Here is a 22,338-nt window from a genome sequence, read left to right as displayed (position 1 = left end):
AAAAAGAAAAGATGAAAAAAATACTAAATTTAAAAACAACATTACCAGCAGTATTGCTGGTATTCCTGACGGCTTCCTGCAACCTGGATGAAGTTAATTATTCAACTGCAGATTCTGAAATAGCTTACAAAAGTCCAGAGGGCTTTGAAAGTTTATTAAACTATGGCTATGACGCCTTATATTATTTCTACGGAAAAATAGACGGAATTGGGGCTCAAGAAATGGGAACAGATTTATGGTGGTCTGAATCTAAATACACAGCGTACACACAGTACGACGGTAGTTTAAATACAGACCAAGGTCAGAATACTGTATTTTGGCAAGGGTTTTACGCTGCAATTAATTATGCAAATTTGGCCATTCATTATGCTGATAAAGTTGAAGGCTATACTGATGCACAACGAAAAGCAAAAGTAGCTGAGGCCCATTTTTTACGAGGATGGAGCTATTTACAAATAGTAGAACAATATGGAAATGTAGTGCTTACAACAAGACCTTCTACATTATCAACAGATGAAGATAATTACCCTGTACGCAGTAGTGAAGAAAAAATTTACGATTTAATTCTAAGCGATTTAGAATATGCCAGCCAAAATCTTCCAGTTAGCCAAGGTACAGATCGTGGGCGTATATCTAAAAAAGGTGCTTTAGGCATGCTGGCAAAAGCGTATCTTCAAAGAACACGTTTAGGTGATGAAGCTTTGTATGCTGGAAAAGCATTAGCTACAGCCAAAGATTTAATTGATAACAGATTAACTTATGGCTGTGATTTGTACACAAGTACAGCTACTAAGTCTGGATATGCTCAATTATGGGATGGCATTAATAATAAAGTCAATAAAGAATTCCTATTTATTGAAGCTGTTGATGCTGATACCTATTTTAATCCTGATGGAGGAAATAGAGGTCGTACCCGTCAATATTACGAAATGGATTTAAAAACAGTAGGCGCCGAATGGGGAACTACTGAGAAAAACTGCGCATGGTATGGTAGAGCAAACGATAGAGGTTTTAAACCTACCAAGTATTTGTTAACCGAAATTTTTACTCCTGTAAAAAACCCAGCAGATACTCGTTTTGATAACACATTCTTCACAGAATACTACAACTCTAGATGGTCTGACTTTACAATCAATCAAAGTATAATAACTAAATATGGTAAAAATCAATCATTATTAGGTCGTGTAATTAAAAATACCGCTGGCACTTATACAAAAGGTCAAACATATCATGCAGGTAGAAGCGTATATTATCCAACCTTAAATGCCTCTGGAATTGTTAATATGGTTGATACAAATGTTGATGGTTACCTAGATGGTGTTTCTGTATTCACACCTAATTACCCAATGACAGCGATAGAAAAAAGCTCACTACCGTTTCTTGTTGTAACACCTGAGGAACAATTTGAAGCAAATGGAAAATCTGTAACGGCTGCTTCTGGAGGTCTAGGTGCAGAATATAGCAATTGCTATCCTTCATTAAATAAATTTTCATCTATTTATTGGATTTTTAATAACCAAAGATGGATGGGCGATGTTCCTATTCTTCGTTTAGGAGATGTTTATTTAATTGCTGCAGAAGCTGCTCTTCGCAAAAACAACGACCAAGCAACAGCTGTAGCTTACATAAACACACTACGTAAACGTGCTGCTATAACTAGTCGTGAAAATGAGCTAACAGTTAGTGCTGGAGAAGTGACTCTGGATTTTATTTTAGCTGAACGTGCGCGTGAGTTAACTGGTGAACAAGTACGTTGGGAGGATTTAAAAAGATTTGGAAAACTTACCAGTGCCTATTTAAGTTCAAAAAATCCAGACATTACAACTTTTGATGATAGTAAACATAAAGTAAGACCAATTCCTCAAGCATTCCTTGATGCTATAGTTAATGCAGATGAATTTGGTACCAATGGATATTAAAATTTAGTTTAGTTAATTAGATTGAAATGTTATTACAATTCTGTCTAATGAAAATCGGGAATGCTTCAAATTGTAGTATTCCCTTTTTTTTTGCTAAATGAATAAACCAAGTGATTATTGCAACCCAATTAAAACAAAAAGCACCGAATTTCGGTGCTTTTTGTTTCTAATAATTTCAGTTGGGTTTTTTAAACTAATCAAATTGAAAATTAGTCTTTCTTAGGCCATTCACTTTTTAGTTTGAAATGAAAGGTGCTGTTTATAGAATTGTCTTTAACACTATCTATTATAAGTTTATCGTTTTGTAAAAGCTTAATCATTTCTGCACCAGCATACAGTACAGGGCCATAACCATGAGTTGCATAAATACTTTTTCCTCTATTATAGTAGTAAGTATTGTCGTGTGCAAACGTTGTGCCTTCACACGTACCATCTACAGCACCATTTTCTAATACGCGTGTTTGAGTAGCATTCCAACCTGTTAAGGCTACTGGCCCATAAACATGACTAATCCAACCTTCATTAATGCCTTTGGCAATGGCAAAAGTAAACATGGCTGTACAAGAAGTTTCTTGATAGGTGTCAGACTTGTCAAGCAAATTATGCCAAAAACCTTCACCGTCTTGTAAATTTGCTAAGCTTCTAATCATTGAACGGTATAAGTGAAGAATTTTGTCTCTACCGATATGGTTTTCTGGCAAAACACTTAGTAATTCTGCCATAGTCATTAATGACCAACCATTTGCTCTGCCCCAATAAAACCGTGGGTCATAATCACTAGAAGTTACATTCCAACCGTGGTCAAATAATTCTTTTTCCGGAATATAAAGTCTATCGGCAATTTGTAAAACCTGTTTTACAGCATCATCGTAATACTTGTTATCACCTGTAAGTTTGCCCATGTTGGCAAGAAATGGCACACTCATATACAAATCGTCTGCCCAAACAGATTCATACTGCGGACGATTACGAGCTAAAGTACCATCTTTTAAGCGGAATTGTTTGTTGGAAATGAAATCTGCTGTTTGATTGATTAACTCGAGATATTTTTCATTTTTGTTTTTCGAATATGTTTTAATTAATGAAGCGCCTATAGAACCACAATCATCCAAGGCGAGGAATTTTAAAATTCTGCCCCAACTACCAATTTTTTCTTTGGTTATTTTATCTGAATTCTTCTGAAAATATGGTAAATTATTCATTAAATAATCGAAAAATATTATGTTGTCGGTAAAAAAAGATTTATCTCCAGTAACATCATCAATATAATCGAATGCAGAAAGAACAACCCCGTGCGTATATGAATATTCGCTTGAGAAACCTTTGGATGGTTCAGCATTCAGATTGAATGTTTTAAAATTAGTTATTTCTTTTCCTGTTTGTCCATCTACTATGGTTTGAGGGCTTGTAGATTCATAGTAGACACGAATTCTGTTTAAAACTTCCTTAATGTTTTCAACTTTAGGAAATTCGTATGGAACTTCATATTGCGGAATTCTACCAGCAGTGTTTTCTTGAGCGTTTAGTAAGAGTGCTTGAGGAACTATTAAAAGTACAATTAGTACGCGTTTTAATTTATTCATTTTAACTTAAGTTTGTTTTAATTTTGAATTTTCAATACTAATATAGCATCTTCCCAATTTGATGGAGGTACCATATCTATGGATTCATTAACTTTAAAAGAATTTAATTTCTCTTTCTCTCCATTTCTAGGATAAAACCAATAGGCTTCAGCATCTTTATTTAAAATATTGGTTACACGACAATGGGAGTTATTGGAAAAATACACCAATGCCATATCACCAGACTTTGTAGTAACTGCTGTTTTTAAACTTTCATTTTCACCAACACCAGAAATAACATCGCCGTTTGGCACCCATTCATTCCACTTGTGTTCAGTTAAAAATTGCTTGCCAATTGAGGCAACTTGAATGGCTCCAGGGAAATCTAAAGCTTGTTGCCAAGTATAACCACAGTTATAATCGCCATCGTTTCCACGCATAGCCCAAATAGGACCTGCTCCATATGTATGACCCGCACCACCAGCAAAAAATGTTTGATAAAATTGTCTGCGTACTCTAACAGGAGTAACCCAGCCACATTCATGACGGTATGAACCGTATTCATAAGAACCTTCTAAAAACAGGCTTGGTTTAACAGGTTCTTTTAATTGATACTCATTCAGCATCGTTCTATATACATCATTTACTTCCTTCCAAACTTCTACACCATTTACATCTTGCCAAGCATCTTCATGAAACCATTGCGACGAACCATAAGGCGAATCGCCATTGGGATGATAGGTCATAAATACAGCATCCCAGGCTGGATTTTTCTCGTTCCATGAAAGGTTTTTGCCTGTTACTCCTTTTACAATGCCTTCTGCCATAGCTCTGTATATGGGACGATAATCGTATTTGCTGTGTTTTTGATTTTTATCATATCCATCAAATTGTGCTTTAGTATCACCACCAAGTACCCAAATAATATGAGGTTCTTTTTTGTAACGATTACCTAAAAAAGCACCATAAATTTTGGCTTCTTCTGTTGTGTATTCTGCCGTGCCAGTAATAAGTTGTGAAGCCCAACATGGTAAAAGGGCTAAGTACATGTCTCGTTTTTTTACTGCTTCAATAGCGTAATCCATATGATCCCAATAGTCGTTTGGTGTTATAAGGCTACCACCTTTAACTACTAAAGGGTCAGATGTGTTTGGTGATTTTTCATCCCCAGTAAAAGGACGATGGCCATAAGCATTAGCAGCATTGTCTGGACTTCTATCCATGCCTCCACCATGAGGGGACCAATGTGCTACAGCTTGAATTACTGTAAATCCAAGTGCTAGACGACTATCTAAATATTGATCAATTTCTTTTCTAGTTAACTGTTGAATCATTCCCCAGCCTGTATCTCCAATCCACAGAAAAGGAGTTGTGTCTTTATGTTGAATATAATGTCCGTTAGAAGAAACTTCAAGTTTACCATGTGTTTGCCAAGGTGCTTGTGCTTTTGCTTTAAAGGAAAGCAGGAATATTCCACTTAAGATAATTATAATGCTGAATTTTTTGTGCATAGTGTTAATTCATTATTTGATTGTAAAGATTATGCGTTGGTATCTGGTAAGTTGAGGTGTGCCATTATCAGATACTTCACATATAATGTGAATAGTATCTCCTTTTTTAGCGTCTTTAGGAACTGTTAACTTGGTTTTTTGTCCATCTATATTCAAAATCTCAATATTGCCACCATAAATGTCTGCTTCTCCATAGTGCCACCAAGAGTAGTTAAGTGTATCGCCATCAGGGTCATAAGTTCCTTTTGCATTAAGTTTTATTTTATCACCAGGTTTTACTGTTAAATCTATGCCATTTTTTATTTTAACAATGGGAGCGTGGTTGGCTTCATCATAAGATTTAACACACCAATCGGCTCGTGCAGCGAAATCGTTCTGTACTACATCTGCCCAACGGGTAATTGGATTGAAATAGGCATGCATTAAATCTTGATTTTTAGGGTATTCTTTGCGCATGTAATTTCGACCCCAAGCAGTACTTGTATACCATCTACCTTCAGGATAGTTGTAATCTGACTCAGGAACTGGATCGAGCCAAGTATTTTCGCGAACTTTAATGTAGCGACCACCCCAACCACCATAGTCTGGGGATTCTAATGAGCGTAACCCTGTTGGAATTGTATAGATGAAGGCTGGTGAGTCACCTTCAGATCTGAAATCTCCTTTTGCTTTAGGTTCTTCGGCTCTAAATCCTTCGTTGTCATCACCACCTTTATAGGCTTCGTATAATGAGCAAAGTGGACCGTGATTTTCCAGAATATTCGCTTTCATCCATTCTTTTCTAAAATAGCTTATTTTGTTTTTTGGCATTATTTTATCCCATTGGTATGCAATTGCCCAAAATTGGTCGCAAATAATGGTTTGAATATTATATTTCCCCCAATGTGGGCGTATATATTTTTGATATGTATCATCTTGTTCCCAAATAAAGAAAAGGCGCAATTTATTAGCAACATATTCCATTTTTTCGGGATGTTCTTCTTCAATTGTTTTTAGTGCCCTAGAAATTGTATTAGTACCTCCCCATGCTTGAATCCAAATAGGGCGATTATCCGATTCATCCAAAAGAACTTTTACAATATGTTGAGAGCCATTCGTAACCTTTTCCATTTCACCTTCGCTTTCTACATTTCCAAGGAAGTTAATAGATTTTAAATGTTCAGGAGTAGGGTAGTCCATATCATGTAAAATCAAGTTAGGATATACTTTGGTATAGGCATTTAGGTATGGGTCAATCCAATCGTCGCCAGCCCATTTATGCCCTTGCCAATGGTATTGTGAGCTACTTGTAATAATGCCTTCAATATCCCATTCATTGGCATATAATAGGAATCTTACCATGGAACATTCATCATCTATTTCCCCATCTGAAGTGACAATGACCCGTGTTTTTTTACTTTGGCTATTTACCTCAGTTTGTAATGTTGATGACAGAATTATGAAACTTAAAAACAGTGTTTTTTTCATTTTTTTTATTCAATGGTTACAATGATGCGTTGGTAACGTGTTAAGCGTGGCGTTCCATGGTCGGTAACTGCTAAAATAATATGCATGGTTCCAGTACCTGGTTCCATAATACGTTTTGTAGGCACTATAAAAAAGGCTTCTTGTTGGTCAAAATTTTGAATTTCCAAGGGTTGACCACTACGAGCACTTGATAATGGAAATGTACCTGCTTCTGAATATAAAAACCACTCATAGGAAAGAGCATCACCATCAGGGTCACTTGAGCCTTTTGCAGATAGCATAACTTTGTCTCCTTTTTTAGCAACTAAATTATTATCATGGCCTAGTTTAGCAATAGGAGGATGGTTAGCTTCATCATATTCTTTAGTTGTCCAATCCATTCTTGCCGCAAAATCATTTTGAAACGAATTTCTCCATCTCCAAATTGTTTCATGATTCCCATCGTGCCAACGACCATCAATACCTAACACTTCATCATCAGCATCCGAATAGATCGGTCTGCTTTCAGGATAAAGGTGCCATTTTTGCATTCTTGGAGTATATAATTCGTAACGACCTCCCCAACCACCATATTCAGGATGTTCTGCGTTGTTTAATCCATTATTAATTAGAGATAAAAACGAAGGGGTATCACCTTCCATTAAGTATTCCCATAATGGGTATTCAGCACCTAGAGGGCCTTTTTTTCTTATGTTTTTTTCAAGCCATTCATTAGAAACTGTACTAAAATCGCCTCCTTCACATCGGGCATGAAAAAAATCACCACTAATACCGCTCCAAGTAGCATGATGATAAGCACCGCCTTGATTAAAGCCTGGGCTTACAATGTAAAATAATTCTGGAAACTCCTTGCGAATCCATGGGCCACTATCATCTTGATCTGAAATAGTATATACACGAAGTTTTGAAACAAATTTTTGAAGTTCCTTAGCAGATCGTGTTTGTTTCACTTTCCATAACGCTTGCCCTAAAACATTTGGCCCGCCCCAAACAGTTACCCATAATGGTCTTGAATCGATTTTATCAACCGACTTTATCAGTAATTCGGAAGCATTGGAATCTTTTCCTTTGCCAACTGCTTTTACACCGTATTCTGGAAGTCCTTCTGTAATTATAGATTTTAAGTAATCTCCTGTAGGGAAACCTGTTTCATGTTTTTCTAGATTGTCTCTTACTTTGCCATAAGCCTCCACTATTTCCTTGATACGATAAGTAGCTACCTTTTTTTGTTGATGGATAGATGTTGTGGCTGCCAATCCTTCTATGTCATAATTATTAGCATATACTAAAAATCGAACCATAGACATAGCGTCATCAGGTTCATTTTCAATATCAGTTAATACAAAAACTCGTGGTTTTTCTTGAGCAGAAACAATAGTTATACCAAAAAACAAGCAACTAAATAGTGCTTGAATTATTGTTTTTACAAAGATTTTATTTGGTTTTTTCATTTTGGTTAGTATTTAAAACTTTAATATTTTTTATGAATTTAGTTTTTTTTAGATTGTTTATTAATGTAAAAGATGTTGAATCTTTATTACTTTATATTGTTTAAGTAAATTTCCAGCATCGTATATCCTTCTTTTCCAATTAAGTTTCTGTCAGAAGCATCTTTTGGATTAAGTTTGTTTTTAATTTCCCAATCATCTGGCATACCATCTTGGTCAGTATCAGTTGGAGTAGCCATGCTTTTTAGTTCTGGCCAGCCACCAACATCTTCTTGACTTTTTATGATTTTTCCACTTCTATTTTTAACGTCGTTCACAATACGTTCATCTGCATTATCTCTTTTTGGTAAACTTGCACCCCCGTTATTTAGTACATGTAAATAGGATGATTTAGCATCTATATCTTTTATGTGTCCAATTTCAAAAGGTTTATCTTGTTTGTGATTTTTAATGTTTTCATCCGTCCAACTATCGTTATATTTTACCAAATCCCAAGGGTTTTCTGGTAGTTTGTGATTATAATAATTATTTGAAAAATAAGAGCGGTTATAAGGAGAACCAGTAGAATAAGCAATTCCTGTTTCTTTTGAGTCTGAACCCGTAATTAAATAATTATTTACATAATTTAATCGAGTAACGCTTTTTTTGTCTGCGTTATAACCAGCATGTCCACCTCCCCAATTGTATAGTACATTGTTTCTAAAATCAAGTAGTAGTCCTTCTGGATCTTCATTATAAGGGTTAGAATCGTAATTTCCTGGACGCGGATTGCGACCACGGTTATGGGCATATAGATTGTAGAGATAACTATATTTAGCACCTTTAGTTCCACGAATTAGTGATCCGAAACCATGATTGTCAGGGTTTAGGCCTTCTGTAATAAAACACCATTGGACGGTAACTTTAGTGAGAGTTGGTTTATAGGATGATGTTGATAATGCTTCATCTAAGCTCCAACTAGCGGAACAATGGTCAACTATAATATTTTCGCCAAATGAAATGTCGATAGCATCTTTACCTTGGTTGGTACCACCTACGTTAAATTTTGCATCCCCAACTCGAACACGTATATATCGAACTATAACGTCGTGTGTTAATATTTTTAGGGTTTCTCCTTTTAAGCAAATACCATCTCCTGGAGCGGTTTGCCCTGCAATTGTTATAAAGGGGTTTTTTACATCCAGTCTGCTTTCTAGTTCGATAGTGCCGGAAACATCGAAAATGATAGTTCGAGGCTCTTTTTGTTCTATGGCCCAGCGTAAACTGCCTTCTCCATTATCGTTTAAATTCGTTACGTGAATTACTTCGCCACCACGGCCACCTTTAGAATAGGCTCCGAACCCTTCGGCGGTTGGGAATGCGAGTTGATCTTGGGAATACCCCAATGAATTAAATATAATTGCTACAAATATAAATGCTGTTTTCATTAGATAATTTGATATGTTTTAATTAATACTAGTTAACAGTAAATTTAAAGTGATCAATATTGGTTAAGCCTTCTTCACTAACGGCATTTAATCTCACAATATTTTTACCAGATTTTAGTTTTATTGGAGTTGTAATGGTTGTCCATTCTGTCCAAGCAGGAGTTGGTACAAAAACCATAGATGGATTTACAATGGTATTATTAACTACCACTTGGGCAGGTCGAACATCTGTTTTTCCGTGAACATAACGAACACCCAAATTGTATTCACCTCCTTTTAAAGCATTGTATTCTACCTCAATAAAACTGCCTTTTTTGTTATCGGTATCTACATAGCCTTCACCTGTAAAACCAGAATGTTTGCCATGTATTTGTGCAATAAAATTCCAACAGCTGTGGTGATCTTCTTTTCCGGTAAAAACTCCATCTTCGGCTTCTAGAATTAGAATGTTGGGTAGGTCTCCTTCTGGAATATTTCGAACCTCAGCCACTTTGATATAATCCATATTTGGTAATCCTCCAACATTAATAGCACTCAAACGAATTATATTTTTACCTTTTTTTAAATCGGTTACTATAGATTCTGTTTTCCAAGCAGGTAAAGCATTTGTTTGAAACATTGTAAGTGTGCCAACATTATTACCGTTTATCGATATCGTTCCTGGTCGTAGATCCTTTTTTATATGAGTATATCTAGCTGTAATAAGGTGTGGTCCTGACCATGTTGCATCATAAGTTACTTCAATATAGCTTCCTGTTTTATTGTCTGTATCTACAACGCCACGTCCTGAATGTGTAGAATGTGGAGCGTCTGTCAACATCACATTATGCCAACAACTGTGTCGATCTATTATCCCAGAGAATTTACCGTTTTCTGCTTCAACAATTACAGTTTTTTTTTGTATTTTGATTGGCTTGCCCAATTCCTTTGGCTTTAGTAGCATTGTATTTTGCGCTCCAACTTGGGTATTCTTTGGCAATTAAATCTGCTGCCCAATAACCGTGGTAATCGTAACCACTACGGCGTTCATAACCCACTTCGTTAAAATTATAGCGAAACACCGAATCACGATCTAAATAAATAGGTCTATTTGTTTCCAATTCATAAAAACGAGCCCATAAAAGTGGTGCTTTCGAATCTTTTACTAAAATACGTTCTGCTCTTCCGTCAGGATTACGTTTTTTATCCAGTCGTACTCCTTTGATTGCAACAGATTGTAACCAAGAAATGCCGCCGTTTACTGCATCAATTATTTCTGGTGTTGGGTTTTCTATAGTCATTAAATATTGAATAATCCCAACAGTTTCGCCACCTGATAAAGAAGGTGGTTCGTATTTTCTAGCCCATGCTGGCAGCAATGTTTTCTCATCATACTGAGCACACCAAGCGGTAAGTTTTTCCTTCTGCTTTACTTGTGTTTTTAGAATACAATCCAGCCCTTTATTTACTGCTAATATTGCTTTTAACCTACGATTAATATCTACGAAAGTATAAGGAGCTTTCCCTCCAGCTACTCCAGAAAGTAGTTGCATAACCTGAATCATTGCAGCATCATTATATGTAATTCGAGAGTAATATTCATCTCCTCTTAAAGGCCAAAATTGAGGCCAGCCTCCATTTGGATATTGCGCTGCAAATAGATAATCAAGACCACGAGCAAAAGATGCTTTCAAACTTTCGTCATTAGTTGCTGTGATTATTTTGGCTAAAAACTCCATAGGTACAGAAGTAGCATCGTTGTCAATACTATTAGCGCGTCCTCGTCCTTCTGGTGGAATATCTCCAGGAGTTAGTGGTGCTCTGGTTAGGTCGGTGCTTTTAGGAAAACCTCCATGTGGTGATTGGTACTGAATTACATTTTTTGCTATTTCTAAAGCCTCTTCTGAACCATACCATTTTTTATCGCGGTTTAGTATATCACTACTCCAAAATTTTACAGGTTTTACACCACTAGTAAAAGGTTCTGCTAGAAAACTTTCCACCATTGCTGTAATTTCATTATGTGCCTTGTCTGAAGGAATAAATCCAATGATACATATGTGTTCGTTACCACTCATACCTCGAACTTGGTATTTTTCTTCTTTTCCTGTGCGTCCAAAACTATAAAGATCCATATTGTGTTCTCCTGTTGAAAGAATTTGACGGTGATTTTCATTTGGAGCATCATCGTTTGGAGTTTTTGCAAGAAATAAAACGCTTTTAGCTTTTGGATCACCTATATAAAACCATTCGGGTGTAAAGTCGTAAAACTCACCTTCGGCAGTTGGAATGTGTTTTTTTCCGTCAGCAGAAACAAAATAATCATCAGAATTAGCAGAACCACCTGAAACACATTCCAATAGAAAATTATATTCTCCTTCTGATTTGAGTACTTTGATAGCCACTCTGTCAACAAAAAACCAATATTGAAAAGTAAATTTTCCATTGGTTGATTCTAATATGACTTGGTCTCCTTCGGTTATTCCGTCAACAATTTTAGTTGTTGAGCCACTGTCGCGACCTGCATGTCCAAAGTTGCCAATACTATTTGGAAAACCGCGGTAATCACCATGAGGACCCGGTTCCATATAGGAAGCTATCCAGTCTTTCCCTTCAGGGTCTATAAAACTTTTGAATCCTGAAACCCCTTTGTCTTTTTCGAAATACACCGTTCCCATTGGCATTTCGATTTTGTAACAACCTACACCGTTCCATTGTACTTCGGTCAGTTTAACGGTTGGTTTTACTCTGATTTGTGAAAGTTTACTTTCGCTTTTCTTTTGGGAATATGTTAGATTATTTAAAAATAGCAAACAAGTTATGACCAGTATATTACAGTATATTTTTTTCATAGTTCAAAATTAATCTTGTTAATTAATACTATTCAAGTAAATTTCTAGCATAGTATATCCGTCTTTACCAACTTGGTTGCCATCAGCAGCATTTTTTGGATTTAGTTTGTTTTTAAGTTCCCAAGCATCTGGTATGCCATCATGATCTGTATCTATTGGGGCGGGAGTGCTTTTTAATTCTGGCCATCCTCCAACATCGTTAGGTGTATCAATGATGCCGCTTTTTTTAGATGTATCCTTCATTTTTTTAGTTTCTTTATAAGTAGCTCCTTCAAAAGACGCTGTACCGCTTTGAGCATCACTTATTATTCGAATATCAACGGCATCACGTTTTGGTAGCGTAGCTCCCGCATTTTGAAGTACTAATTTATAAGCTTCTTGCGGCGTATGTTGTTTGATTTTCATGGCAGGCCAAGGTTCATTTGCTTTTAATATTTCGAGGTCTGAATCGCCACCTTGAGGTTGCACACCACCATTCCAATTATTTGCAGACACATCTGGATTTCCTTCCATAAAATTGTCTGCTACATACCATTTCCCGTAATCTGTTTTTACATCGCGATAAGAGGGATTTACAATTCGGTATGAAACATTTCCAGATTGTGTTGCTGGCCCTGGTTTATAATAATTAGCGACCATGTTAATGTTTGATAAATTAAATTTGTCATTACCCTTTTGTTGGTTTTCTCCACCATAAGTACTTTGATATCCCCAATTGTATATAACATTATTTCTATAGTCAGTATTTCCAGATCCTGAAGCAAAACGAACATTTCGACTTGAATGATTTGCAATTAAGTTATGATGGTAACTACTATAGTTAGATCCCCAAATACCACCAAATCCATGAATTCCTTTAATATGATTAGAATTAAACAAACTTTCTGAAATGATACACCATTGCACCGTTACATTTTCACAATGATAAATAGACATGGTTTCATCTACACTCCAACTTGCTGAAACATGGTCAAGAATGATATTTTTAGTATATCTGCTTGAAACTGCATCGGCATCAGAACCTGACTCATTTCCAAATCGGACTCTTATGTATCGAATAATGACTTCATCAGCACCAATAACTAAAGGCCATTTTCTTAAACAAATCCCATCACCAGGAGCTGTTTGTCCTGCAATAGTGATAAATGGATTTTTAATTGTTAGTGCACTTTCTAAGATTATTGTACCAGACACTCTAAATACTACGGTTCTTGGCCCTTCTGCTTCAACTGCTGCACGTAGACTGCCAGTACCTGAATCATTTAAATTAGTGACTTCATAAACGGTGCCGCCACGACCTCCAACCGTATATTTTCCGTAACCTTCAGCCTCTGGGAATGCTATATTTTGAGCATTTAGAACTATTCCAGCAAAAACAGTTAGAATAACTGTAAAGAAATGTTTTTTCATGATTTTTAGTATTAATTGTTTAGGCTTATTTTAGGCTGGTTTTTTATTATAATTATTTTTTAAGCCATTCCCACCTTTTCGCCCAATCAAGTAAAAAGGCTTTGCGGTACTTAGAAATAGTTTTAGCTCCTTGTTGGTCATCTATAAATAAATCATTATCAGTAACATCACTATACCAATTATCGCCAAGTAAATAATCATTTGGACCTGGTTTACCAGGCCAGGGCACAATACTTGTATATTGACCCGTTTGCCCATTTAGTTCAGGAATATTGCTTATAGTAACATAAGAGCCTGTTTCTGGTTTTTTTGAAGAGTAGCGTACGGCATAAATGCCATCACCTAAATAATAACCAGGCCAAATTTGTTTTGCTATTTCTAATTTAAAACAGACAGAGTCTTTAGGAATAGCTAGTTCAGGTCCTTTAAATTTCCATTCCAAAATGCCATAAGCAGGAACAGTGTCGGTTCGTGTGGAATTATGCTGAAAAACAGTTCTCGAACTTCTTTTAATTGGTGTAAATTTACCTCCCCAACTTTCTCCAGTAGGATCGTTTGGGTCTCCATTCATTACATATACTAAAGAAGGCGTGTCTCCCATTTTTATATGACCGTCATAGTATTTAATAAAATCTTTGCCCATAGAACCACGACCATTTATATAGTTACCATAATAAGCTTCTCCTGTAATGTTTTTTGGAGAATCATTATCTATAAACCATCCTCTATAGGTAGCATTGGCTTCTATCATCCAAAGATCTGGATGATTTTCAGCAATGTAAGTATATGCATTAATACTCCATTTTTTATTAGGGCCACCAATCCAGTATACTTTAATATTTTCTTTAATTTCAGGCGCATCGTGTAAAGCTTGGGCCACATCTTCAATGCCGCCCCATACTAAAACCCATAAGGGTTTGTCACTCTTCTTTTTAGCGCATTTAACAATCCAATCTGAACCTTCTGTAGTAGTGTTGAAACCTTTATAAGGGGCTTCATATTTAGCGCCTTGTTTTGTGATGCTTCTTAATGAATTTGGAGAGGGGAACTCTTTTGAATGTTTTGATAATTGAGGAAGATCTTTTTCATAAAGATTAATCATGTCTAAAAAATTTTCTTTAGTTCCATTTCCAAAAGGAGATGAAACTAATCCTTCAATTTGAAATTGATCAGCATACATTAATAGATGTATCATCGATTGAAAGTCATCAGGGTCAGTTCCACCTATGTCGCTACTTATTAATATCCTGGGTTTTTCATTTTTTTGCTGAGCAATGCCACATTGAGTTAAAAATGTACAAAAAAGCAACAATGCAAAATAATCGATTGCCTTTTTTAAATAATATATCATGATAAAATTTATTTAATTTTTAATTAGAATAAGGCTTTGGGTAATAAAATATTATTCATATATGTTTCAAATATACAAAAAAAAGAAAACAAACGAAGTAAACCGTAAATAAACGAAAGTATTTTTATTTGTGATGTATAGTTAAAGTTTAATAGTATTGGAGTTGCAAAAAAAAATAGGGAATAATTTAAAAATCTCTAATATAAATGAGGTTTATAGATTACAGGTTTAAGTTCATGGAGCAAGCAGTAAGTCTTATGTCTTCGTTTTATATTAATTTATTGTTTTTCAAATAATAGATGTTTGCGGTATTAAAATAATTTCTATATTTGCAAACCAGAACAGAACAGAACGGTTAATGACTTTCGATATAAATTTTAATAGCGACATACCTAAGTATCAGCAATTAGTAAATGCCATTAACGATGCACTTGCTAATAATACGCTGTCTAGTGGTGATGCTTTACCTTCTGTAAACGCTATTTGTAACGACTATAAACTATCTCGAGATACCGTTTTTAAAGCTTACACTATTTTGAAAGATAATGGGGTTGTAGAATCTGTGCCGAATAAAGGGTATTATGTAGCAAACGATACAAGAAAAGTGCTTCTGGTTTTAGATACGTTTAAAGCTTATAAAGAAGTATTGTACCACGCTTTTATAAATAATTTACCTAAAAAAGTAATTGTAGATGTGCAATTTCATCATTATAACATCAATAATTTTAAAACTATTTTAAATAATAGTAAAGGCAAATATTTTAAATATGTGGTAATGACTTTCGATCACAAAGAAGTGCCACATGTATTGTCTGATTTTGATAACGACAAGTTGTTGCTAATCGATTGGAATGTGTACTCAAAAGCATCAAATAATTATGTGTTTCAAGATTTTGGAAACGCATTTTTAGAGGCCTTGGCAGAGGCTGTTGTTCCTTTTAAAAAGTATAAGAAATTGGTTTTTGTGTATCCAACATTTACCAAACACCCTACAGAATCGGTGACTTTTTTTAAACAGTTTTGTGAAAGCAATAAATTTAAATTTAAAATAGTTACTGATCCGTCCGACTTTATTGTTGTAAAAGGAGAGGCCTATATAAGTGTAAGTGATAGAATTCTTGGAACTTTTTTGGAACAGTGTAGAGTCAATAATTTTGAACCGGGTACCGATGTGGGGTTTTTATCTTACAATGAAACCCCAACGAAAAAATTTATATATAAAGGCATTTCAGTAGTTTCAACCGATTTTAATGCCCTTGGGGCTAAAGCTGCAGAATTTATTAATCAGGAAGCTTCAATTCAAACATACATACCAACTAAATTAATATTAAGAGATTCATTATAAAATTATGTACTATTTAGGATTAGACATTGGGAGCTCATCTATAAAAGCAGCTCTTGTTGAGGTTGCTTCGGGGAAAAGTTTAGGGGTAGTTCAAGAGCCAGAACAAGAAATGAGCATGTTTGCCCAAAAAAATGGATGGGCAGAACAAAAACCAAACGATTGGTGGCAACATGCATGTAAAGCCATTGCTAAATTAAAAAAGCAACATAATGTAACCAGAACTCAAATAAAAGGGATTGGTATTTCATATCAAATGCATGGCTTGGTGGTGGTTGATAAAGATGGAAACCCACTTCGCAAAAGCATTATTTGGTGCGATAGTAGAGCAGTAGAAATAGGAAATAAAGCTTTTGAAGCTATTGGTGAAGAAACATGTTCAGCAAACCTGCTAAACTCGCCCTCTAATTTTACAGCATCGAAATTAAAGTGGGTGAAAGAAAACGAGCCAGAAATTTATAAAAACATTTATAAGTTCATGCTTCCGGGTGATTATATTGCTTATAAATTTTCAAACATAATAAATACGACTATTTCAGGATTGTCTGAAGGTGTTTTTTGGGATTTTAACAAAGATAACATAGCAGATTTCCTTTTAGAACATTATGGTATTGATAAAGCGTTAATACCAGATATTGTCGAGACTTTCGGCGTACAATCTGTAGTTGATGCTAAAGGCGAAGCCGAAAGCGGTATTGCAGCAGGAACACCTATTTATTACAGAGCAGGCGACCAACCAAACAACGCATTGTCATTAAATGTGTTTAACCCAGGCGAAGTAGCAGCAACAGGTGGTACGTCGGGTGTTTTTTATGCGGTAACCAATAGTTTATCTGCCAAAGAAAGTTCAAGAGTAAACAATTTTGCTCATGTAAATTATAATAAAGGAGCCGATGCCAGAATAGGGAAACTATTATGTATCAACGGTGCCGGTATCCAATACCGTTGGTTGTTAAATAATTTAGATGTTAGTTCTTATGAAGAGATGAACAACTTAGCTTCCGAAATTCCTGTTGGGTCTGATGGCGTGTGCTTAATCCCATTTGGTAATGGTGCCGAACGCATGTTGAACAATAAGGAAATTGGGACTAGAATTGTTAATTTAAATTTAAATAACCACCACAAAGGGCATATGTGTCGTGCAGCTTTAGAAGGCATCGCCTTTTCGTTCGTTTACGGTATGGAAATTCTAAAATCCGATGGTATCAAACCAACTGTTATCCGTGCAGGAAATGATAATTTGTTTCGTTCAGAAATTTTCGCGAACACCGTGGCAACACTTATCGAGCAAGAAATAGAAATTTACAATACCACAGGAGCCATTGGTGCAGCACGTGCGGCTAATTTGCATAAAGGCGATTTCGAAAGTTTTGGAAAAGCCATCATCGATAACGACCACGTGATGACCTTCATGCCTTTTAAGGATAAAACGTCGTATCAAGAAGCATATCAAAACTGGAAAACCGAATTAGAAATCATAATAAATAAAAAATAAACATTTGGGCGTTACCACAAGGGTCGGGCTTTACGTTGCAATCTTTTGCTAAAAAAAGCAAAAGGATTTTCACTACAATCCCTAACGCAAACAGTAACACCACATAAACACATAAACACAAAAACACAAAACAATGGCATTAATAGGAAACAAAGAATACTACAAAGGTATTGGAGAAATCAAATTTGAAGGAAAAGAATCAGACAACCCATTAGCATTTAAATACTATAACCCAGACCAGATGGTTGCAGGTAAAACCATGCGTGAATGGTTTAAATTTTCGGTAGCTTACTGGCACACATTCTGCGGGCAAGGGTCTGATCCATTTGGTCCTGGAACACAAAGTTTCGAGTGGGATAAGTCTTCAGATGCTGTTCAAGCAGCAAAAGATAAAGCCGATGCCGCTTTCGAATTCACAACAAAAATGGGATTTGGTTACTACTGTTTTCACGATTACGATTTAATTCAAGAAGGCGCAACATTTGCAGAATCTGAAAATAGATTAGCAACCATCACCGATTATTTAAAACAAAAACAAGCCGATTCTGGCGTGAAATTGCTTTGGGGAACAGCCAACTGTTTTTCAAACCCTCGTTACATGAATGGTGCTTCTACCAATCCAGATTTTAACGTGGTAGCACGTGCTGGAGGACAAATAAAATTGGCGTTGGATGCTACTATGGCTCTAAACGGAGAAAATTATGTGTTCTGGGGTGGTCGTGAAGGTTACATGACGCTTTTAAACACCGATATGGGTCGTGAGTTAGATCACATGGGTCAGTTTTTAACCATGTGTAGAGATTATGCCCGTGCTCAAGGTTTTAAAGGAAACTTCTTCATCGAACCAAAACCAATGGAACCATCAAAACATCAATACGATTTCGATTCAGCTACTGCTATCGGTTTCTTAAAAGAATACGGTTTAGATAAAGATTTCAAAATAAACATTGAAGTAAATCACGCCACTTTGGCGCAACACACGTTCCAACACGAAATTGAGGTGGCTGCAAAAGCAGGTATGTTAGGAAGTTTAGATGCTAATAGAGGTGATTACCAAAACGGATGGGATACAGACCAGTTCCCAAATAACATTCAAGAAACTACCGAAGCTATGTTGGTATTCTTAAAAGCAGGTGGTTTGCAAGGTGGCGGTGTTAATTTTGATGCAAAAATCAGAAGAAACTCAACCGATTTAGAAGATGTTTTCCACGCACACATTGGTGGCGCCGATACGTTTGCAAGAGCATTAGTTACTGCCGATAAAATCATGACGTCTTCAGCTTATAATAAATTAAGAACTGAACGTTATGCATCATTCGATTCTGGTAAAGGAAAAGATTTTGAAGCTGGGAAATTAAGCTTACAGGATTTATACAAAATAGCTCAAGAAAATGGTGAATTACCATTAACTAGCGGAAAACAAGAATTGTTCGAAAATATAATTAACCAATATATTTAATATTAACTTTTACCAACTAAACTAAATATTTTATGAAACATCACTTTTTAGTTATGCAATCGGTTTTAGAAAACCTCGATTGGATAGTTTTAGGAATTTATTTCCTTGCGCTTATAGCGGTGGCTGTTTGGGTGGTACTTCAAAAGAATAAGGACACCGAAGATTATTTTTTGGCAGGTAGAAACGTCGGGTGGTTTGTTATTGGAGCATCCATTTTTGCTTCCAATATTGGATCTGAACACGTTGTTGGACTTGCAGGAACTGGTTTTGAATCTGGTACACCCATGGCACATTACGAGTTACATGCTTGGATTGTTTTACTTCTAGGGTGGTTGTTTTTACCATTTTATATTCGAAGTGGAGCCTTTACAATGCCAGAGTTTTTAGAAAAACGTTTTGACAGTCGTTCGCGTTGGTTCCTATCCTTGTTCTCATTGGTAGCTTATGTACTTACAAAAGTGTCTGTAACCATTTATGCTGGTGGTATTGTGGTTTCTGAACTTTTAGGAATCCCGTTTTGGTACGGGGCTATTGGTATTGTAATTTTTACGGGAATCTATACGGTTGTTGGAGGAATGAAAGCAGTAATCTACACCGAAACATTACAAACAATTATTTTAATTTTTGGTTCGGTAGTTATTACTTATTTAGGGTTGCAAGAAGTAGGAGGCTGGTCTCAATTACGTGAAACCGTAACCGCGGTAAGTCCAGAGCATTTTAATATGTGGCGCCCTATGAACGACCCACAGTTTCCATGGACAGGGTTGCTAATTGGTGGTACCATTGTAGGTATTTGGTATTGGTGTACAGACCAGTATATTGTTCAACGTACGTTGGCTGCAAACAATATTAAAATTGGTAGACGCGGTGCTATTTTTGGAGCCTATTTAAAATTGCTTCCTATATTAATTTTCTTGGTTCCTGGTATTATTGCATTCGCTTTATCTATACAAAATCCAGAAGTATTTTCGGTTGAAAAGGCAGATAGAGCATTCCCCATGTTGGTTAAAACCTTATTGCCAGTTGGTTTAAAAGGCTTGGTAGCTGGTGGTTTAATGGCAGCTTTAATGAGTTCGTTGGCTTCGGTTTTTAATTCATGCTCAACTATTTTCACTATTGATATTTACAAAAAATTGCATCCTGATAAAACCGAGAAAGTTTTGGTGAATACAGGTAAAATAGCAACAGGATTTATTGTTGTTTTAGGTATTATTTGGATACCAATTATGGAAAAAATTGGTGGTGGTGTTATGTATCAGTACCTTCAAAATGTACAGTCGTACATTGCGCCTCCGGTAACAGCAGTATTTTTACTGGGGATTATTTGGAAACGTGTTAATTCTACAGCAGCAATTACAACGTTGTTAACGGGATTGGTGCTTTTAGTTTTAAGGTTAAGTAGTGAAATATATTACCAGCCACAAATACTTTCAGGTGAAACTGTAGAAGGGATAGCCTATGCTTTTGCAACTATTAATTTTGCGCACATGGCAATATTTATGTTTATTTTCTCGGTGTTTATTTGTATTTCGGTTAGTTTGATGACACAAGCACCAAATTATGAAACCATAAAAGGATTGGCATTTGGTACGCTTTCTGAAGAACAAAAAGTCGCCAATAAAGGCAGTTACGATACCATAGATGTGGTTTTATCAGTTCTATTGGTTATAATTGTTGTAGGGGTACTTGCCTATTTTACTTAGAAAAGTATAGATTTATAAATCCTGCAAGGTTTTTAAAACCTTGTAGGTATATTTTTTATAGTTTCAAATACGCTAATATTCTAGTTACAGCACCCTTATTAGTTTCAATGTATTTTAAATTATTCTTTCCAGCGAGTAATCGCTTTTGGTTGTTTTGAATTAATTCATTCAAAATAATACCCAAATCTTTTTGGTTTGAAATTGAAAACATACCACCTCCATCAATCATCTCTTGAGCTTCAGGAAATTTAGAATGATTGTTTCCAATAATAATCGGTACACCAAAAACAGCAGGTTCTAAGGTATTGTGCAAACCGGTAGTTCCCATGGCGCCTCCAACATAAGCGATATCAGCATAACTATATATTTTTGAAAGGATGCCAATGGTATCTATTATAAAAACTTGAGCATTTTCAAGTTGTTTGTTCTCTTTTTCAGAAAACAACACACTTTCAACGTTTAGTTTTTCTTGAATATTTTTTATTTGGGAGGATTTAATATTATGTGGCGCCATAATAAACTTAACATCTTTTGAAGCTTCTGAATTAATGAAATTAACTAGTAAGCTTTCATCTTCTGGCCATGTGCTTCCTGCAACAACACAAAGTTTGTTTTGTTTGAAAACTTCAATAAAATCTAAAGTGTTATCTATACTTAATTGACTGGAAACCCTATCGAAACGAGTGTCGCCAGAAACAGTTACGTTATTATGATTTATAGATTGCAGTAGTTTTTTAGAAGTTTCGTTTTGGGTAAAAATATGTTCAAAAGCAAATAAAGCGTCACGTAATTGGTTTCCGTAAAACTTAAAAAACGACTGGTTTTCCCGAAACGCTGCCGAAATTAAAATAGCTCTTAGCTTTCTTCTTTTAACTTCATTTAAAAAATTAGGCCAAATATCATATTTAACAAAAACAGTGAGCTCGGGGTTTACTAAATCTAAAAAATGATTCGCATTCGTTTTAGTGTCTAAAGGAATATAAATCACAACATCTGCAATGGGTGAATTTTTTCGAATCTCATAACCAGAAGGGGAAAAAAAACTTAATACAATTTTATGTGATTTGTAATGCTCCCGAAGTGCTTTAAAAACGGGAAGTCCTTGTTCATATTCACCTAAAGAAGCACAGTGAAACCAAAGTGTTTTGTCAGTCGTTTTTAAGTGATTTTTAAGTGTACTAAAAGTCTCTTGCCTTCCAACAATACCGCTTTTAATTTTTTTATTGAATGGCGCTGCGCATTTTAAGCCAAAATGAGCAAGGTGGATACCAATGTTATAAATAAAACCCAATTCTTTTTTCTTTGAGGCTAAAATACATTTCTTTAAAATAATTTCATTGGTTACCGTGTACTAATTTTGTAATTTCGTAGCTTATTAACTCTTAATATGGAAGTTTGTAACTATTCTCATTG

General features: G+C 35.5%; 15 protein-coding genes. 5 read left to right on the top strand and 10 right to left on the bottom strand.

Annotation, left to right across the window (positions count from 1 at the left end; all coding sequences use genetic code 11):
* The first annotated feature begins 11 nt into the window (after positions 1-11).
* On the top strand, positions 12-1,919 hold the full coding sequence (locus VP395_RS13425; protein WP_346242535.1) for a RagB/SusD family nutrient uptake outer membrane protein: 1,908 nt from the start codon (positions 12-14) through the stop codon (positions 1,917-1,919).
* Positions 1,920-2,128: 209 nt separating this feature from the next.
* Here VP395_RS13425 and VP395_RS13420 read toward each other — a convergent pair whose 3' ends face one another.
* The 9 genes from VP395_RS13420 to VP395_RS13380 all read right to left on the bottom strand — a co-directional run bounded on the left by VP395_RS13420 (position 2,129) and on the right by VP395_RS13380 (position 14,926).
* Positions 2,129-3,502 carry a glycoside hydrolase family 88/105 protein gene (locus VP395_RS13420; protein WP_346242534.1) on the bottom strand — a complete coding sequence of 458 codons (1,374 nt, stop codon included), beginning with the start codon at positions 3,500-3,502 and terminating at the stop codon, positions 2,129-2,131.
* 17 nt (positions 3,503-3,519) lie between these two features.
* Complete coding sequence (locus VP395_RS13415; RefSeq protein WP_346242533.1) at positions 3,520-4,992, bottom strand: glycoside hydrolase family 140 protein; 1,473 nt, start codon at positions 4,990-4,992, stop codon at positions 3,520-3,522.
* Positions 4,993-5,004: 12 nt separating this feature from the next.
* The gene (locus VP395_RS13410) at positions 5,005-6,459 is read right to left on the bottom strand and encodes a DUF1593 domain-containing protein (RefSeq protein ID WP_346242532.1); all 1,455 of its coding nucleotides are present in this window, start codon (positions 6,457-6,459) and stop codon (positions 5,005-5,007) included.
* Between the two features lie 5 nt (positions 6,460-6,464).
* Entirely contained in the window at positions 6,465-7,910 is a 1,446-nt protein-coding gene (locus VP395_RS13405; protein ID WP_346242531.1) for a nucleoside hydrolase-like domain-containing protein, read from the bottom strand.
* Positions 7,911-7,996: 86 nt separating this feature from the next.
* Positions 7,997-9,334, bottom strand: a complete 1,338-nt coding sequence (locus tag VP395_RS13400) for a pectate lyase family protein (protein ID WP_346242530.1) — start codon at positions 9,332-9,334, stop codon at positions 7,997-7,999.
* 28 nt (positions 9,335-9,362) lie between these two features.
* Positions 9,363-10,277, bottom strand: coding sequence for a carbohydrate-binding protein (locus VP395_RS13395; protein ID WP_346242529.1), 915 nt, complete (start codon positions 10,275-10,277; stop codon positions 9,363-9,365).
* Positions 10,213-12,165 carry a pectate lyase gene (gene pelA, locus VP395_RS13390; RefSeq protein WP_346242528.1) on the bottom strand — a complete coding sequence of 651 codons (1,953 nt, stop codon included), beginning with the start codon at positions 12,163-12,165 and terminating at the stop codon, positions 10,213-10,215. The genes VP395_RS13395 and pelA overlap by 65 nt, the downstream gene beginning before the upstream one ends.
* 18 nt (positions 12,166-12,183) lie before the next feature.
* Positions 12,184-13,575, bottom strand: coding sequence for a pectate lyase family protein (locus VP395_RS13385; protein WP_346242527.1), 1,392 nt, complete (start codon positions 13,573-13,575; stop codon positions 12,184-12,186).
* 52 nt (positions 13,576-13,627) lie between these two features.
* Positions 13,628-14,926: a nucleoside hydrolase-like domain-containing protein gene (locus VP395_RS13380; RefSeq protein WP_346242526.1), complete on the bottom strand. Its 1,299-nt coding sequence runs from the start codon at positions 14,924-14,926 to the stop codon at positions 13,628-13,630.
* Between the two features lie 358 nt (positions 14,927-15,284).
* On the opposite strand from VP395_RS13380, the gene VP395_RS13375 reads away from it, so the two are divergent.
* The 4 genes from VP395_RS13375 (at position 15,285) to VP395_RS13360 (ending at position 20,925) form a co-directional block, all read left to right on the top strand.
* Positions 15,285-16,271 carry a GntR family transcriptional regulator gene (locus tag VP395_RS13375; protein ID WP_346242525.1) on the top strand — a complete coding sequence of 329 codons (987 nt, stop codon included), beginning with the start codon at positions 15,285-15,287 and terminating at the stop codon, positions 16,269-16,271.
* Between the two features lie 4 nt (positions 16,272-16,275).
* Positions 16,276-17,763 (top strand): xylulokinase, encoded by a 1,488-nt coding sequence (locus VP395_RS13370; protein ID WP_346242524.1) that lies wholly within the window; start codon positions 16,276-16,278, stop codon positions 17,761-17,763.
* Positions 17,764-17,896: 133 nt separating this feature from the next.
* On the top strand, positions 17,897-19,222 hold the full coding sequence (xylA, locus tag VP395_RS13365) for a xylose isomerase (protein WP_346242523.1): 1,326 nt from the start codon (positions 17,897-17,899) through the stop codon (positions 19,220-19,222).
* A gap of 32 nt (positions 19,223-19,254) precedes the next feature.
* Positions 19,255-20,925, top strand: a complete 1,671-nt coding sequence (locus VP395_RS13360) for a sodium:solute symporter (RefSeq protein ID WP_346242522.1) — start codon at positions 19,255-19,257, stop codon at positions 20,923-20,925.
* Positions 20,926-20,980: 55 nt separating this feature from the next.
* Here the strand turns inward: VP395_RS13360 and VP395_RS13355 are convergent, their stop codons facing one another.
* Positions 20,981-22,216, bottom strand: a complete 1,236-nt coding sequence (locus tag VP395_RS13355; protein WP_346242521.1) for a 3-deoxy-D-manno-octulosonic acid transferase — start codon at positions 22,214-22,216, stop codon at positions 20,981-20,983.
* Positions 22,217-22,338 lie beyond the last annotated feature (122 nt).

It is taken from the genome of Mariniflexile soesokkakense, from assembly GCF_039650365.1.
In the GTDB taxonomy this organism is placed as follows: domain Bacteria; phylum Bacteroidota; class Bacteroidia; order Flavobacteriales; family Flavobacteriaceae; genus Mariniflexile; species Mariniflexile soesokkakense.
Note: the sequence above shows the minus strand (reverse complement) of the source record. Positions and strands in the feature narration are given on the sequence as shown.

Coding starts and splice junctions, on each gene's coding strand:
- VP395_RS13395 (WP_346242529.1), bottom strand. CDS start 10,277: ATGCTACTAAAGCCAAAGGAATTGGGCAAGCCAATCAAAATACAAAAA.
- VP395_RS13375 (WP_346242525.1), top strand. CDS start 15,285: ATGACTTTCGATATAAATTTTAATAGCGACATACCTAAGTATCAGCAA.
- VP395_RS13360 (WP_346242522.1), top strand. CDS start 19,255: ATGAAACATCACTTTTTAGTTATGCAATCGGTTTTAGAAAACCTCGAT.
- VP395_RS13385 (WP_346242527.1), bottom strand. CDS start 13,575: ATGAAAAAACATTTCTTTACAGTTATTCTAACTGTTTTTGCTGGAATA.
- pelA (WP_346242528.1), bottom strand. CDS start 12,165: ATGAAAAAAATATACTGTAATATACTGGTCATAACTTGTTTGCTATTT.
- VP395_RS13405 (WP_346242531.1), bottom strand. CDS start 7,910: ATGAAAAAACCAAATAAAATCTTTGTAAAAACAATAATTCAAGCACTA.
- xylA (WP_346242523.1), top strand. CDS start 17,897: ATGGCATTAATAGGAAACAAAGAATACTACAAAGGTATTGGAGAAATC.
- VP395_RS13425 (WP_346242535.1), top strand. CDS start 12: ATGAAAAAAATACTAAATTTAAAAACAACATTACCAGCAGTATTGCTG.
- VP395_RS13380 (WP_346242526.1), bottom strand. CDS start 14,926: ATGATATATTATTTAAAAAAGGCAATCGATTATTTTGCATTGTTGCTT.
- VP395_RS13415 (WP_346242533.1), bottom strand. CDS start 4,992: ATGCACAAAAAATTCAGCATTATAATTATCTTAAGTGGAATATTCCTG.
- VP395_RS13370 (WP_346242524.1), top strand. CDS start 16,276: ATGTACTATTTAGGATTAGACATTGGGAGCTCATCTATAAAAGCAGCT.
- VP395_RS13420 (WP_346242534.1), bottom strand. CDS start 3,502: ATGAATAAATTAAAACGCGTACTAATTGTACTTTTAATAGTTCCTCAA.
- VP395_RS13410 (WP_346242532.1), bottom strand. CDS start 6,459: ATGAAAAAAACACTGTTTTTAAGTTTCATAATTCTGTCATCAACATTA.
- VP395_RS13400 (WP_346242530.1), bottom strand. CDS start 9,334: ATGAAAACAGCATTTATATTTGTAGCAATTATATTTAATTCATTGGGG.